The 13,616-nt window shown below is 69.7% G+C and carries 17 protein-coding genes; 7 read left to right on the top strand and 10 right to left on the bottom strand.

Features of this window, described 5'->3' with window-relative positions:
• Window positions 1-116: 116 nt before the first annotated feature.
• Together BLT36_RS06515 and BLT36_RS06520 are read right to left on the bottom strand one after the other, a co-directional pair.
• Complete coding sequence (locus BLT36_RS06515) at window positions 117-986, bottom strand: AraC family transcriptional regulator (RefSeq protein WP_092093095.1); 870 nt, start codon at window positions 984-986, stop codon at window positions 117-119.
• A 131-nt stretch (window positions 987-1,117) separates the two neighbouring features.
• Window positions 1,118-1,507, bottom strand: a complete 390-nt coding sequence (locus tag BLT36_RS06520; protein WP_092093098.1) for a hypothetical protein — start codon at window positions 1,505-1,507, stop codon at window positions 1,118-1,120.
• A gap of 736 nt (window positions 1,508-2,243) precedes the next feature.
• On the opposite strand from BLT36_RS06520, the gene BLT36_RS06525 reads away from it, so the two are divergent.
• From BLT36_RS06525 to BLT36_RS06535, 3 genes are read left to right on the top strand one after another with little or no spacing between them, the layout of a single operon-like run.
• A complete protein-coding gene (locus tag BLT36_RS06525) occupies window positions 2,244-2,861 on the top strand; it encodes an ABC transporter permease (RefSeq protein ID WP_368086366.1) in 618 nt (205 codons plus the stop codon).
• 2 nt (window positions 2,862-2,863) lie between these two features.
• Window positions 2,864-3,643 (top strand): ABC transporter permease, encoded by a 780-nt coding sequence (locus BLT36_RS06530; protein WP_092093103.1) that lies wholly within the window; start codon window positions 2,864-2,866, stop codon window positions 3,641-3,643.
• Window positions 3,643-4,581, top strand: a complete 939-nt coding sequence (locus BLT36_RS06535; protein WP_092093107.1) for an ABC transporter substrate-binding protein — start codon at window positions 3,643-3,645, stop codon at window positions 4,579-4,581. Before BLT36_RS06530 ends, BLT36_RS06535 begins: the two co-directional genes overlap by 1 nt.
• Window positions 4,582-4,683: 102 nt before the next feature.
• Here BLT36_RS06535 and BLT36_RS06540 read toward each other — a convergent pair whose 3' ends face one another.
• From BLT36_RS06540 to BLT36_RS06555, 4 genes are all read right to left on the bottom strand, one after another.
• Entirely contained in the window at window positions 4,684-4,977 is a 294-nt protein-coding gene (locus BLT36_RS06540; protein WP_092093110.1) for a DUF1330 domain-containing protein, read from the bottom strand.
• The gene (locus BLT36_RS06545; protein ID WP_092093112.1) at window positions 4,974-5,663 is read right to left on the bottom strand and encodes a type 1 glutamine amidotransferase domain-containing protein; all 690 of its coding nucleotides are present in this window, start codon (window positions 5,661-5,663) and stop codon (window positions 4,974-4,976) included. Before BLT36_RS06545 ends, BLT36_RS06540 begins: the two co-directional genes overlap by 4 nt.
• A 79-nt stretch (window positions 5,664-5,742) precedes the next feature.
• On the bottom strand, window positions 5,743-6,327 hold the full coding sequence (locus BLT36_RS06550; protein ID WP_092093115.1) for a TetR/AcrR family transcriptional regulator: 585 nt from the start codon (window positions 6,325-6,327) through the stop codon (window positions 5,743-5,745).
• 31 nt (window positions 6,328-6,358) lie between these two features.
• Window positions 6,359-7,222, bottom strand: coding sequence for a LysR family transcriptional regulator (locus BLT36_RS06555; protein ID WP_092093118.1), 864 nt, complete (start codon window positions 7,220-7,222; stop codon window positions 6,359-6,361).
• A gap of 113 nt (window positions 7,223-7,335) precedes the next feature.
• On the opposite strand from BLT36_RS06555, the gene BLT36_RS06560 reads away from it, so the two are divergent.
• Window positions 7,336-8,550 carry a YbfB/YjiJ family MFS transporter gene (locus tag BLT36_RS06560; protein WP_217638265.1) on the top strand — a complete coding sequence of 405 codons (1,215 nt, stop codon included), beginning with the start codon at window positions 7,336-7,338 and terminating at the stop codon, window positions 8,548-8,550.
• Between the two features lie 329 nt (window positions 8,551-8,879).
• Complete coding sequence (locus tag BLT36_RS06565) at window positions 8,880-9,389, top strand: GyrI-like domain-containing protein (protein WP_254787375.1); 510 nt, start codon at window positions 8,880-8,882, stop codon at window positions 9,387-9,389.
• Between the two features lie 18 nt (window positions 9,390-9,407).
• Here BLT36_RS06565 and BLT36_RS06570 read toward each other — a convergent pair whose 3' ends face one another.
• The 4 genes from BLT36_RS06570 to BLT36_RS06585 form a co-directional block, all read right to left on the bottom strand.
• Window positions 9,408-10,322: a phosphotransferase family protein gene (locus BLT36_RS06570; RefSeq protein ID WP_092093121.1), complete on the bottom strand. Its 915-nt coding sequence runs from the start codon at window positions 10,320-10,322 to the stop codon at window positions 9,408-9,410.
• Between the two features lie 173 nt (window positions 10,323-10,495).
• Window positions 10,496-11,272, bottom strand: coding sequence for a GNAT family N-acetyltransferase (locus BLT36_RS06575; RefSeq protein ID WP_092093123.1), 777 nt, complete (start codon window positions 11,270-11,272; stop codon window positions 10,496-10,498).
• Window positions 11,272-11,733, bottom strand: coding sequence for a VOC family protein (locus BLT36_RS06580; protein WP_092093126.1), 462 nt, complete (start codon window positions 11,731-11,733; stop codon window positions 11,272-11,274). Before BLT36_RS06580 ends, BLT36_RS06575 begins: the two co-directional genes overlap by 1 nt.
• A 29-nt stretch (window positions 11,734-11,762) precedes the next feature.
• On the bottom strand, window positions 11,763-12,143 hold the full coding sequence (locus BLT36_RS06585; protein ID WP_092093128.1) for a nuclear transport factor 2 family protein: 381 nt from the start codon (window positions 12,141-12,143) through the stop codon (window positions 11,763-11,765).
• A 204-nt stretch (window positions 12,144-12,347) separates the two neighbouring features.
• On the opposite strand from BLT36_RS06585, the gene BLT36_RS06590 reads away from it, so the two are divergent.
• Both BLT36_RS06590 and BLT36_RS06595 read left to right on the top strand, forming a co-directional pair.
• Window positions 12,348-12,836, top strand: a complete 489-nt coding sequence (locus BLT36_RS06590; RefSeq protein WP_092093131.1) for a MarR family winged helix-turn-helix transcriptional regulator — start codon at window positions 12,348-12,350, stop codon at window positions 12,834-12,836.
• Window positions 12,833-13,609, top strand: coding sequence for an SDR family oxidoreductase (locus tag BLT36_RS06595; RefSeq protein WP_092093133.1), 777 nt, complete (start codon window positions 12,833-12,835; stop codon window positions 13,607-13,609). Before BLT36_RS06590 ends, BLT36_RS06595 begins: the two co-directional genes overlap by 4 nt.
• Window positions 13,610-13,616 lie beyond the last annotated feature (7 nt).

Here is a 13,616-nt window from a genome sequence, read left to right on the forward strand (position 1 = left end):
CCCGGGAGCGATGCTGTCGGTCCACGAATCTCTGAGCGCGGACGTGCAGCGTCTCGATCGCCGGTCCCTCAACGGGCGGCGGAGTTGCCGGCATCCCACGGACGACAGATCCTTCTCTACTCAACGCGCTCGACAGGGAGCCAGAGCTCGCAGGTGGCCGTGCTGAAGTCGTCAGCACGATCGAGTACCGCGACGATGGACGGTCCAGGCCGGAGCCGCCAGGGGTTCGATGGGAACCAGTCGGTCGCGGTCGCAGCCCATGCCTCCTGCAGCGCCGCCGGGTACTCACCCTCGGTGCGGAACACCGCCCACGTGCCAGTCGGCACCTCGATCGTGTCGAGATCCGCGGCCACCAGAGTCGTGCCCGTGACGGCAACTCCGTGCAGGTAGGTCAGTTCACTCCCCTCGGTGTAGTCCGGGTCGACGTCTGCGCTGACCTGGAGCAGGCCGCCCGGTTCGGTGTCGCTGAGCGCTTTGAGGTGTGCGTGTTCTGCTGCCGGAAGTGAGGCGATGTGGGCTTGGATCTGCTGGTTGATGCCCTCGTGGATGAGGGGCACGCGGGTGGCGTGACCCACGAGGAGAAACGCCGGTCGTTCGGTGATACGGGTGTCCATGGTGATGTTCCCTTCTACGGTCAGGCGGAACCTGAGCTGCGGTTGCGTTCGAAGGGGGCCGCCATTTCGCTTGACGCTGCCGACGCTGACACCGTGCACCGAGCGGAACGCTCGACCGAATGCCTCGGTGGAGCCGTAGCCGTACCGCACCGAGATGCTCAACAGGTTTCCGTCTCCGAGGACATCCGCTGCCGCGACTGACATTCGGCGACGCCGGATGTACTCCGACAGGGGCATTCCAGCGAGTGACGAGAACATCCGACGGAGGTGGTACTCCGTCGTGCCGAGTTCCCTCGCCAAGGATGAAACGTCGAGGTCGTCGTCCAGGCGACCTTCGACCAGTTCGACTAGTCTGTTCAGCTCCGCGATCACGCCGCCTCCTTCGACACTCACACTTCCGGGTCGACAGGATCGGCACCCTACTATCGCGGTCCGATCGGATCGCCTCTGTGCTCCTGAACATGCCCGTTAGCCGATCGGCCTTCGAGACTCCGGTCGGGCATTCAGGTGTATTCGTCGACGACGACGAGTGCGGCGCCGGCGCTGTCTTCGGGGAACTCATCCGCATCGCATGCAAAGTCCCAGGAGTCGGTGGTGTCGACCAGGGACGGGACCCTCCGGAGGTCATCCGCCTCGCAGGTCAGCTCAGTGCCGTCATTGAACGTGATCGTGGAGACCGGGCTGAACTTGATGCCGTTGCTGTTGCTAATCGTGAATCCGAGGGTCAATTCGGTACCGAACGACGTCGTGTTCAGCACAGCGGAATCCACTGAGTAGAAGCCGGTGTCGGTGTTGTCCGTGATGTCGGTGATCGTGACGCTGTTCGTGACCTCCAGCGGGTCAGCCTTCTCTTGCGCGCAGCCGGACAGCGAGATCCCGAGAGTGATTACCACGGCGAATGTGGCAGCCCTACGCAGCCTGGTTACTCGAGGAAGTTTCACACCACGAGCATGGCAGAGAGGGACTGCAAACAGCGCGCAGGACGTGCCGCTTCTGAAAGCCTCTTTCCCAACCAGGGGCCGAAGCGGATACCCGACGAGAAGCCGGTTGGCCATGCCCGATAGCCGGTCGTCGGACGGGCACTTCGCTGTGTCGGTCGGTTAGCCGTTCCGTCCTGCATGGCACCGAGCATCTCCGTCGCACATGGGTGGTCCGGAACGAATCTCAATGCGGGGGCGCCACACGGTCGCACCGAGCGCCGGTGCTTCCTCGTAGGTTCCGTTTCGTGGGTCGTCGTCGTTCGAGCCGTTCGGTGTGGCCGCAGCCGTTCTCGCTTGAGGAAGCGGCACGGAGCACGGACGTGCGGGAGTTGGTGCAGCCGATGCCGGTGGAACAGGATCCCGATACCCGTGGAACGCCCTTCAGCACTGGGATCCGCGATCCGCGCCACCACTGGCATCCGCGAATGAGCCGAACACCTCGCTCCCGGCCGATCGGCGCACGTCACCCTCCTTCCCGGTCAGGATCGCGCTGCTCGGTTATCCTGAGAACGAAGCAGCAGCCCTGCGGGACGGTACTGTCCCCATCCACCGGCTGTCCGTCGAGGATTGGGATGCTGACCTGAACTGGATCACCGCGAACTTCGGCCTCATCTGGGGCCTGACCGTCACACACACGGTTCTCGCTGCCGTGCCGGTCGTACTCGGGTTCGTCGTGGCTGTGCCGTTGGGCTGGGTGGCGAACCGTTTCCGCCCGGTCCGATCCGTCATCGTCGGCGGCGGCAGTCTGCTCTACACGATCCCGTCTCTGCCGCTCTTCGTGATCCTGCCCTACGTGCTCGGTACCCGCATCACGGATCCGGTCAACATCGTCGTCGGGCTCTCCGTCTACGCGGTCGCCATCATGGTGCGACTGGCCGCTGACGCGTTCGGCGCCGTCCCGGGGGACGTCCTCGACTCGGCGACCTCGGTCGGCTACTCGGCGTGGACCCGGTTCTGGACGGTCGAGTTGCCGTTGGCGGGTCCCGTCCTCCTCGCGGGGATGCGGGTGGTCTCCGCAAGCACGGTCGCCCTGGTCTCGGTGGGGGCCCTGGTCGGTTCCGCGAACATCGGCTTCCTCTTCACCGACGGGCGGCAGCGGCAGTTCCTCGAAGAGATCCTCGTCGGCGTGGTGGCGAGCCTCGTCATCGCGCTGGTCATCGACACCGTCCTGGTGGCGATCGGGCGCATCCTGATGCCGTGGTCGCGTCGGACCCCACGACGGGCACGTCGGCGTGCGGCGCTCGCGACGATCGAACGAACGGCCTGAGCATGCAGTACTTCCTCAGCGCGATCGCATGGCTCTTCGACCCGGCGAACTACCGTGCCGGCCTCCAGAGTCCGCTCCCGATCCAGGACCGGATCGTCGAACACCTCCTCTACACGCTGGTCTCGGTGGCCATCGCTGCCGTGATCGCACTCCCACTCGGCTTGTACATCGGGCACACGGGGCGCGGACGCGGCTTCGTCATCGCCTTCAGCGGCTCCATGCGCGCGCTGCCGACGCTGGGCCTGCTCGGCACCCTCTTCGTCGTCATCGGGTACACGGTGCCGTTCACGCTGACCGCGTTCATCGCCTCCATCATCGCGTTCGTCGTCCTGGCGATCCCGTCGATCCTCGCCGGGGCGTACGCGGGGGTGGAGTCCGTGGACCCGCAGACGGTGGACGCCGCCCGCTCGGTCGGGATGACCGAGCTGCAGATCCTCCTGCGGGTCGAGGTCCCGCTGTCCCTGCCGCTCATCATCGGCGGTATCCGCGCATCGGTCCTGCAGGTCATCGCGACGGTCGTGATCGCGTCGTACGTCTCGCTCGGGGGCCTCGGCGCGATCATCTCCACCGGCATCAGCCTGAACGACAACAACCTCATCCTCGGTGGTGCGTTGCTCGTGACGGTGCTCGCCCTCGTGATCGACGGGCTCTTCGCCCTCGCTCAGCACTTCACCCGACGCGGCGTCCCGAGCCCGACCCGCCGTCGTCGCACACACGTCCGTGCGCTGCCATCCAGGCGCCGCGCGGTGACGGTATCCGCCGTCGACGAAAGGGACCACTGATGTTCACAGCAGGCACCAGAACACGCATCCTCGCGGGCGCGATCGCGATCGGAGCGGTCGTGGCGCTCGCAGGGTGTTCCACGTCCGACCCCACCGGAGCGACCTCCGACGGGGGCGGCAAGGGCGGCAGCACGCCGATCGTGGTCGGGTCGTTCAACTTCCCGGAGAGCGAGATCCTCGGGAACATGTACGCCCTGGCGCTCAAGGACGCCGGGTTCACCGTGACGACCAAGTTCAACCTCGGCCCGCGGCAGACCACGATCCCGGCGCTCAAGGACGGATCGATCAACCTGATGCCGGAGTACAACGGCAACCTGCTGTTCTTCTACGACACCAAGGCCAGCGCGAAGACCACATCGGACGTCGATGCTGCCCTGAAGACCGAGATCCCGAAGGACTTCCAGGTGCTCGACCCTTCTCCGGCCCAGGACAAGGACGCGTACGTCGTGACCCAGGCGGAGGCCAAGGCGAAGGGCCTCGAGTCGATCGCGGACCTCAAGAAGATCGAGCCGTTCACGCTCGGAGCCAATCCGCAGTTCGGCACCCTTCCCTACGGCATCCCGGGGCTCAAGTCGACGTACGGGGTCGACAAGGTGACGTTCAAGTCGATCGAGGACTACGGCGGACCCGACACGGTCAAGGCGCTCGTCGACGACACGGTGCAGGTCGCTGACATCTACACGACGTCGCCCGACCTCGTGACGAAGAAGCTGCAGGTGCTGAAGGACCCCGAGAACCTGATCGCCGCGCAGAACGTCCTGCCGTTCCTGAACAAGAAGATCTACAGCGCGAAGCTCGCTTCGGTGTTGAACAAGATCTCCGCGAAGCTCACGACGGACGACCTCATCGCCCTGCGCAACCGGGTCGAGGGAAGCGAGAAGGCCCAGGCAACGACGGCGGCGAAGGACTGGCTGACCAAGGAGGGGCTGCTGAAGTAGCCCACCGATCGCCCAGCGCAGGAAGGGCCGGGACCCCCGAGGGGGACCCGGCCCTTCTTACGCAGACGACGCCCGCGCGCCGACGTCATCTGCGCGCCGATGTCAGCGATCGACCCCGGGGACGATGAGGACGCGGTAGTCGGCCGCTGCTCGTCGGTGGGGGAGTGCTGCCTGGTAGGCGGGGCTGTGGTACCAGGCGAGGGCGTCCTCGACGGTCGGGAACTCGTTCACGAGGATCCCGTCGACGGGCTCGCCCTCGAGGGTGGTCACCTCGCCGTAGCCGATGACCGGCGTCACCGGGTGACCGGCACGCGCCGCGCGGGCCGCCGTCGTGTACGTCGCGAACTCGTCCGCGTCGTGGAGTGCCTCGCGGATCATGACGACGTAGGCACTCACGCGGTCATCGCCTGGAGCTTCGCGACGAGCGCGTCGGCGGCGGCTGCCGAGGACGCCGGGTTCTGGCCGGTGATCAGCAGGCCGTCCTCGACGACGTAGGACTCCCAGTCGCCGATCTTGCTGTAGTCGCCGCCGAGCCGGACGAGCTCGTCCTCGACCAGGAAGGGCACGACGTCGGTGAGACCCACGCCCTCCTCCTCGGAGTTCGTGAAGCCGGTGACGCGGCGACCCTGCACGAGTGGGGTCCCGTCCTCGTTCGTGACGTGCCGCAGCACACCGGGTGCGTGGCAGACGAGCGCGATCGGCTTGCCCGAGCGGAGGGTGTCCTGGATCAGCGCCACCGAGTCCTGGTCCTCGGCGAGGTCCCACAGCGGCCCGTGGCCGCCCGGGTAGAAGACGGTGTCGAAGTCGGCGAGGTCGACACTGTCGAGGCGGACGGTGTTCGCGAGCGCTTCCGTCGCGGCCTTGTCCTGCTCGAAGCGGCGGGTCTGCTCGGTCTGGTTCGCCGGCGCGTTGCTCACCGGGTCGAGCGGCGGCTGGCCGCCCTTCGGGGAGGCCAGGGTGATCTCGGCGCCGGCTTCGATGAAGCGGTAGTACGGGGCAGCCAGCTCTTCGAGCCAGAAGCCGGTCTTGCGTCCGGTGGTGCCGAGTTCGTCGTGCGAGGTGAGGACCATGAGGATCTTCATGTGCGTGGTTCCTTTGTTAGTAGACCGGTCGGTTATTGGAAAGATGAAGCAACCCAGTCGGATGGAACGAGCTGGGGAGTCAGGGGTGCAGGGTCTGCGCGGTGACGCTGTACGCGTTGTCCACGGAGTCCATCGTGCGGTGGATCTTCGCCATCACACTCGCTCCGAGCCAGAGGTCGTAGAGCATCTGGGCCGTGCGCGCCGGCTCGATCTCGGACGAGAGCGACCCGTCAGCCTGCCCGGCGGTGATCATCCGGGCGATCCGTTCGGTGATCCCGGTCGTCCCGTCCTTGAGGGCGATCCGCATCGGCTCGGAGAGGTCGGACACTTCGGCGCCGAGCTTGACGGCGAGGCACTTGCCCTGGCAGTCGTCGAGGCTCTGCGTCTCGCGCCAGTGCTGCCAGTACTGCATCAGGCGGTCGGCAGCGGGGAGGTCCTGCTGGCCGAAGACCTCGTCCATGTCGGCGAGGTACTCGCGGAAGTACTCCTGCATCATCGCCTCGCCGAACACGTCCTTCGACTTGAAGTAGTAGTAGAAGGACCCGCGCGGAACACCCGCTTCCGACAGGAGCTCGTTCAGCCCGACCGCGGCCCAGCCCTTGTGGGCGATGGTGCGCTGCCCGGCGTCCAGGATGGCCTGGCGGGAGTCGGTGTCGGTCGGCATGCCTGAACCATAGCACTAGTAGACCGATCAGTTACAAGTCGTTCCCCGCCGCGGCTGCCACGGTCCCCGCTTCCACGAACCGTCGCTTCACCCGGTCGCGGTCCCCGAGCACGAAGCCCAGGGACACCGAGCTCGGTGGAGCGTCGACGAGGGGGATGAACCGGACCGAGGGGTGGATCGTGCGCTGCGCCGCCAGTGCCGAGACGACGCCGACGCCGCGTCCGGCCGCGATGGTCTCCAGCCACTCGTCGTAGTTCGCGGTCTCCACGAACGTCCTCGGGCCGGCTCCCTCGGGCCACGACCACGGCCCGACCGTCCCGGTGACGGCGTTGAAGACGAACGGATGGCGGTCGAGCGTCGACCACGGCACCGGCTGGTCCGGCGGGAGATCGGCGCGGGTGGAGCAGATGAGCACCCGCCGTTCCTGCAGGATCGGCAGGACCCGGATCCCCGGTGGGACGTCGCGCGGATCCCGGAGCACCGCGATGTCGACGTCCCCGCGGAGCAGTGCGTCGATCGGTTCGTCGGTGCGGACGAGCGTCACCGATCCCTCGCCCAGCCGCTCGTACTCGGCGATCGCGTCCTGCGCCCACGGCGTCGGGAGCAGCCAGGTGAAGGCCAGACGGAGGGGCGTGGTCGTCCGCACCGAGGCGACCGCTCGGTCGACTGCGGCCACTGCGGAGCGGGCCTGTTCGAAGAACTCGGCGCCGGCCTCGGTGAGTGCCACGCGACGGGTGTCACGGTCCAGTAGTCGCACCTCGAGGAGGTCCTCCAGCTGCTTGATCGTCCGGGTCAGCGCCGGCTGCGTCACGAACAGCTGCTCCGCCGCCCGGGTGAAGGAGCGGTGGCGGCCGACCAGCAGGAACGCGCGCAGGTGGCGGAGTTCGACGTCCATGACCGCCAAGCATAAGTCCGCCGTCTCCGGCAATTCCGCCCGGCTCCGGGCGCTCCTAGCGTCACTCCTGCAGCCGGAACCGCTGCCCCCGAACACCGACAGACGGGAACCCCATGGCCATCACCGCCACCCACACGATCGCCCTCCCGTCCCTGCGGGTGTCCTCTCCGGGGATGGTCGTCCTCCAGGGAGCAGCGGCCCTGGCGGCGAGCACGGGGATCGCGCGCTTCGTCTTCACCCCGATCCTCCCGCTCATGCAGACGCAGGCGGGGCTCTCCGTCGGCGACGGTGCCGGACTCGCGACGGCCAACTACATCGGCTACCTGCTCGGCGCGCTCCTGGGCATCGGGGTCCCGGTGCTGGTGCGGTCGCGCCGGGTGATGCGGATCGCGATGCTCCTGACCGTCGTGTCGCTCGCACTCATGCCCACGGCGACCGACGTGTCCTGGTGGACGGCCCTCCGGTTCGTCGCCGGGCTGACCAGCGCCCTGGTCTTCATCTACGCCACCTCGGCGATGATCTCGCACCTCCGCGAGGTCGGGCCGCACTTCGTCGGCTGGGGCTTCGGCGGGATCGGCACCGGCATCGCACTCTCGGGCCTCGTCGTCCTCGTCGTCCGGGCGACGTCGACGTGGCAGGCCGCCTGGCTCATCGCCGCCGGGCTCAGCGCTGCACTCACCGTCCTCGCGTGGGGACTGCGCCCGGCGGCGGTCGCGCAGCCGGCGCCGGCATCGGCGGGCACCGCCCTCCCGCGGACGGGGCACCGGTTCGCAGCGCTCGTGGTCAGCTACGGGTTCGAGGGGATCGGCTACATCATCGCGGGCACGTTCCTCGTCGCCGCGATCGGGCAGAGCGGCCCCGCCTGGCTCGGCGACGGCGCCTGGGTCGTCGTCGGTCTCGCCGCGATGCCCGGCGCCGCGCTCTGGACCGCGCTCGGCCGTCGCTGGAGCCGCCCGACCCTGCTCACCGTCGCGCTCGGCGTGCAGGCCGTCGGCGTCGCCCTCACCGGGGTGCTGCCCGGCAGCGTCAGCGCACTGGTCTCCGCAGCGCTCTTCGGTGGCACGTTCGTGGGCATCAGCTCGCTCGCCCTCGCCCTCGGTGCGCACCTCCAGGTGCCTCGCGCCGTCGCACTGCTCACCACCGGCTACGCCGTCGGGCAGATCCTCGGCCCGGTGCTCTCCCGCCCGCTGCTCACCGCCGGCTACAGCGGCCCCCTGCTGCTCGGCGGTGCGGTCATCGCAGCCGCGGCCCTCGCCGGTCTCGCCGTCCGGTTCCGCTTCCCGCACCGCGTCGGGACCGCGATCGAACCCTCGCGAGCCTCGCGCTGACCCACCGACCGAGGCGAGGAGGCCGACCACGGCTCTGGTCGGGACGACGGACGGACTGGAGGCGCGGTGCCAGCTGGCACCGCGCCTCCAGTCCGTCTGCACAGCGTTGACTACCGGCCGGTAGGGAAGGAGGTTGGCCGCATGACCACGGACGCCTCCGCCCGCGCGACGCGCCGCGACGGCGCGGGCACGCGCCGTGGTGTCCTTCGTCCTCTTCGCCGTCGCGCTCGTCGTGCAGCTCGGGTGACGAACGGGTGGGCGACCGTCTTGCGCGCGTGCTGGAATGGGCGCATCATCCCGGCGGGACCATCGGACGAGGAGGTCTGATCATGTCGAGCACGCCGACGATCGAGCAGCGGGCAGCCACGCCGTACGTGGCGATCGCAGCCAGAGTGACCATGGAGTCGATGGCCGAGGTGCTGCCGCCGCTGACACCACGCCTCGCCGACTTCCTCGCCGAGCACGGCCTGCAGCCGTCCGGTCCGCCGTTCTGGCGGTACCGGGTCATCGACATGGCAGGCATCCTGGTCGTCGAGGTGGGGTTCCCGCTGGCGGAGACGCTGGATGCTGCGGTGCTCGCGGGCACGGACGTGCAGACCGGTCTCCTCCCGGCAGGTGACTACGTGACGACCGTCCACGTCGGGCATCCGGACGGGCTGATCGACGCGACCGGCGCGCTGCTCGGGTGGGCAGAGGATGCTGGCACCACCTGGGACCGCACCGCCGCGACGGACGGCGACCACTGGACGTGCCGGCTGGAGGAGTACCTCACCGACCCGTCCGAGGAACCGGACCTGACGAGGTGGCGGACCCGTCTGGCGTTCAAGACCGCCGACTGACGCGCCCCGCGACGAGGCTCACCCGATCGCCAGGAGCCGCTCCAGCCCCGCTCGGCACCGCTCCACGTACTCCCCGTACAGGTCCGGCCGCTGTTCGCGCGCCCACCGAGTGACGTCGAGCAGGTGCAGGGCGGTCATCGACACGAGTGTCCGGTGATCCTCGCTCGACGACAGTCCGGCACCCGCCATGAACTCGTCGTGGTCCCGACGGTCGACCGACCCTTCCAAGAAGGTCCAGGCGAGGACCCGGCGCGCGTCGGTCCACGGGGTCGGCCCGGTCTCGGCCGCGCCCCAGTCGATGAGGACGGGTGGCTCGTCCGGCCCGCGGGACACGAGGTTGCGCGGTGCCAGGTCGCCGTGCGCGAGGCCGAAGTCGTAGCGGTCGGGCGACAGGCGGGCGAGCAGGTCGTGGACGTCGGCGGCGGACGCGGAGCCGTAGGCGCCGTCGAGACCCAGCTGGTCATCGTCGCCGAGGGCGGACCGGTTGTACTCGAGGTGGGCCGCCCACGCGTGCTGCAGGTCGGACCCGAACCGCGTGTACAGCGACGCGGGGGCGCCCCGGAGCGGGATCGTCCCGACGCGGCGCGCACAGGAACCGAGCCACGTCCACGGCCGGTCGATCGGGCGTGGGTCCGGCGCGACGAACTCCGACACTGCGAACGGGATGCCGCGCTCGATCCCGTGACCGAGCACGGTAGCGGTCGGGATGCCGATCCGTCCTGCCGCGGAGGCCGCCCAGGCCTCCACCGGGAACTCGTCCGAACGCAGGGGGTCGACCGGGAACCGCAGGACGATCGGGCTGCTGTCGACGCGATCGCACCGGTAGACGTGGTTGACCGCGCCACCGCCGAGCGGGTGCAGGTCGTCCACTGCAGCGCCGAACGGTTCCAGGACCGCCCGGAACCAGGACCGGTCGACCCGCTCGTGCGCCACGAGGCCATCATGCCCGCCCGACCATCGAACGCTCTCGTCCAGCACCGTCCACGGCGTCCAGCGGGCGGATCGGCAGCGATGCGCAGACGAAGGGTCCCGGTGCGGCGCCGCTGCCGGTTCCCGCCCCGTGGGAGGCGACCACGGTGGACTGCCCACGGCGTCGACGAGCGACGTCAGCGCGCGCGCCGGTACACGATGTCGTCCCCGGCGTCGCGGAAGCCCAGCCGCTCGTAGAGTGGCCGTCCGGCTGCACTGGCCTGCAGCACGGCGACCGTCGCACCGCGCGCCACGCCGTCCGCGATGACCGCCCGTGTGACGGCTTCGCCGAGTCCCCGTCGCCGCGCCTGTGCAGCGGTCGCGATCGCGAAGACCCCGACGACCGGTCCCTCGAGCACGCTGTACCCGGTGGCGAGGACGTCCTCCACCCCGTCGTCCCGCCGACCGCGAACCACGACGGCGCGGATCCTCGGGTCGCGCTCAGCTGCCTCGACCAGCGGACGGCCGATCTCGGGTCCGCTGCCGAACGCGGCGCCGAGCACCCGGCTGAACCCCTCCCGGTCGGCGGTGCTGACCACGGGGACGACCTCGACGTCCGCGACCGCCGTGACGCCGGTGGCCGGCTCGAGGACCCACGTGACCACGGGTTCGCGGTCGCCGAGGCCAGCCTCGGCGGCCGCGCCGATCGAGCCGGTCCCGGTCGTGGCTCCGGGTCCGACGAGCTGGGCGGTCCACGGCACACCCGCCGCGGTCAGCGTCGTCTGCGCCGCTCGCCAGGCGACCTCGTCGAGCGCATCCGGGCGCGTGAGCACGATGCCGTTCATCCGCGCCATCGGGACGCCCGTCGCGTAGGCGGTCACGCCGGGTGCGACCTCGGTCACGAACCCGCTCGGGGACGCGGCCGCGATCGTCGTCATCGCCCGTTCGAGCGCGGCGGCGGCATCCGCGTCCATCAGGAGAGCCTGACGGACTCGTCGAGCCAGGGGGAGTCGTGGTCGGCGGCCAGCTCCGGGCCGTGGGTCTCGCGCGTGTAGAGGCGGAGCACGGTGCCGTCGGGGTCGGGGACCACGAGCAGCCAGGCCTGGATCCCGACGAGGACCGGCGAGTGGGTCACGCCCACCTCGTCGAGGTGCCGTGCCCAGGCGTCCAGTGCGGCTCGGTCCGGCACCAGGACGGTGATCGGGTCGAATCCGCGCTGCAGGACCGCGCGGACGGGGTGGAGTCGGAGCTCGAGCATCGTCCCGAGCCCGTCGACGCGGCAGATGTGCGCAAAGAGGTCCCCGTTCGGTCGGAAGTGGTCGGCCTCCGGGATGCGCTCGGCGCCGAGGACGCGCTCGTAGAACGCCAGGGCCCGTGGGAGGTCGGACACCGGCAGCTTGAGGTGGTGGATGCCGTCGATGGGTGGTCGTCGCATGGTGCTTCCCGTCAGGATCGGTTCGGGTGTCAGAACATCGTGTTCGTGTTCGCGGACTCCTCCGGGACCTGCTGCATGACGTCCCAGTGCTCGACGATCCGGCCGTCCTCGAGCCGCCAGACGTCGGCGACCGCCATCCCACGGTCCCCGGGGACGAGGTGGAACGCGCTGTGCGTGACGACGAGGTCGCCCTCGGCCACCGTCCGCTTGACGTCGAGGTGGAGGTCCGGGAACCGCTCGCGCATCGAGTGGACGTACGCGATGAAGGCCTCGGCGCCGTCCGGCGCGGAGGGATTGTGCTGGACGTAGGTGCCCCCGAGGGCGCGCTCGGCGGCCGCCTCCGGCGCGCCGTCGTTGAACGACTGCGTGTAGAAGGCGACGACGGTCTCGGTGTTCGTGCTCGTGGACATCGGTGGTTCCTCTCGTTCCGGGTTCCCCGTCACGAACCATCGCAGGAGCCGGCGCTCGGTGCGTGTCCCCGCCTGGGGCAGGATCGCAGCACCGGGTGGACTGGAGGCGCGTGGCGGGCCCGCCCCGCGCCTCCAGTCCGTCTCCGTCCTGGACACGGGAATACCTGACGCGTCAGGTAGTTGTCCCACATCGTGCAACGACGATTGACCGAACAAGAACTCGCGACCTGGCAGCGACTGCAGGTGGTGACGGAACGACTCCGCCGACGCGTCGGCGCCGACCTGCGGGCGGACGCCGACCTGTCGGAGTCCGAGTTCACCGTCCTGGCGCACCTCGTCGACATGGGCGGCAGCGCCGGACCGACGGCGTGCGCCGCGGCGATCGGCTGGGACTCCAGCCGTCTCGCCCACCAGCTGCGCCGCCTCGAGCGCCGCGCGCTCGTCGAACGACACCGCGGTGTCCACGACGCGAGGAGCTCGTCGATCGTCATCACGGCGACGGGACGAAGCGCCCACCGGGCTGCGGTCGGGGCGCACCTCCGAGCCGCGGCGACGTGGTTCGGTGACGCGCTCGACCAGCCCCAGCTCGCCGGTCTCGACCACGCACTGCAGGCACTCACGGAACACATGCGTCGGCTCGACGCCGAGGAACCGGGCGATCAGCGCCCGGAGGGAGCAGGACAGGAACGATGAACGCACCAGAGGAGACCCGGGTCCCGGACGGAGCTGCGCTCGACGGGGCGACCGTCGTCGTGGTCGGCGGCAGCGGCGGCGTGGGGGAGGGGGTGGTCCGGTCCCTGCTCGCAGCCGGCGCCGTCGTCGTCGCGACCGGTCGTGACGAGGGACGGCTCGCGGGCCTCGCCGCACGCCGTGCGACGGAGGGTCTGCCCGGGACCCTCCACACCCGCGTCCTGGACGCCATGGCTCCGTCGCTCGACGCGGACGTGGGCGAGCTGGCCCGCGAGTTCGGCGCGTTCGACGGCGTCGTCGTCGCCGTCGCGTCGTGGGGCGACCAGGGGCGGAAGCCGGCACTCGCGCTCGACGACCGCGAGTGGCAGGACCTGCTCGACGGCAACCTGACGAGCGTCTTCCGGCTGTTCCGCGCCTTCCTGCCGCGCACCGCCCCCACGGGGGTCGTCCTGCAGCTCAACGGGATGAGCGCCGACATCCCGTTCCCGGGCAGCGCCGGCGTCGCGTTGAGCGCTGCCGCGACGAAGTCCCTGACGCTCACCCTGGCGGCCGAACTCGGCGGCCGCGGTCCTCGAGTGGTGCAGCTCGTACTCGGCGTCGTCCGGACCAGGGCACGGCAGCAGGCCGGGATCGACGACGTCCGCTGGATCGACGCCACCCAGATCGGTGACCACGTCGTCGATCTCGTCGCCGGCGTCGGACCGCTCGCCGACACCCCACTGCAGTACTTCACCGACCGTTCCGAGGGCCCGCGCCCCGGACCCGCGTTCCGCTGAACGGAGA

The sequence above is a fragment of the Curtobacterium sp. UNCCL20 genome, from assembly GCF_900101675.1.
Classification (GTDB): Bacteria; Actinomycetota; Actinomycetes; order Actinomycetales; family Microbacteriaceae; genus Curtobacterium.

Bases quoted from the DNA above. Each gene is read 5' to 3' on its own strand.
- BLT36_RS06565 (WP_254787375.1), top strand. From the start codon at position 8,880: ATGTCGAGCACGCCGACGATCGAGCAGCGGGCAGCCACGCCGTACGTG.
- BLT36_RS06560 (WP_217638265.1), top strand. From the start codon at position 7,336: ATGGCCATCACCGCCACCCACACGATCGCCCTCCCGTCCCTGCGGGTG.
- BLT36_RS06545 (WP_092093112.1), bottom strand. From the start codon at position 5,663: ATGAAGATCCTCATGGTCCTCACCTCGCACGACGAACTCGGCACCACC.
- BLT36_RS06580 (WP_092093126.1), bottom strand. From the start codon at position 11,733: ATGCGACGACCACCCATCGACGGCATCCACCACCTCAAGCTGCCGGTG.
- BLT36_RS06555 (WP_092093118.1), bottom strand. From the start codon at position 7,222: ATGGACGTCGAACTCCGCCACCTGCGCGCGTTCCTGCTGGTCGGCCGC.
- BLT36_RS06585 (WP_092093128.1), bottom strand. From the start codon at position 12,143: ATGTCCACGAGCACGAACACCGAGACCGTCGTCGCCTTCTACACGCAG.
- BLT36_RS06535 (WP_092093107.1), top strand. From the start codon at position 3,643: ATGTTCACAGCAGGCACCAGAACACGCATCCTCGCGGGCGCGATCGCG.
- BLT36_RS06595 (WP_092093133.1), top strand. From the start codon at position 12,833: ATGAACGCACCAGAGGAGACCCGGGTCCCGGACGGAGCTGCGCTCGAC.
- BLT36_RS06575 (WP_092093123.1), bottom strand. From the start codon at position 11,272: ATGGACGCGGATGCCGCCGCCGCGCTCGAACGGGCGATGACGACGATC.
- BLT36_RS06530 (WP_092093103.1), top strand. From the start codon at position 2,864: ATGCAGTACTTCCTCAGCGCGATCGCATGGCTCTTCGACCCGGCGAAC.
- BLT36_RS06550 (WP_092093115.1), bottom strand. From the start codon at position 6,327: ATGCCGACCGACACCGACTCCCGCCAGGCCATCCTGGACGCCGGGCAG.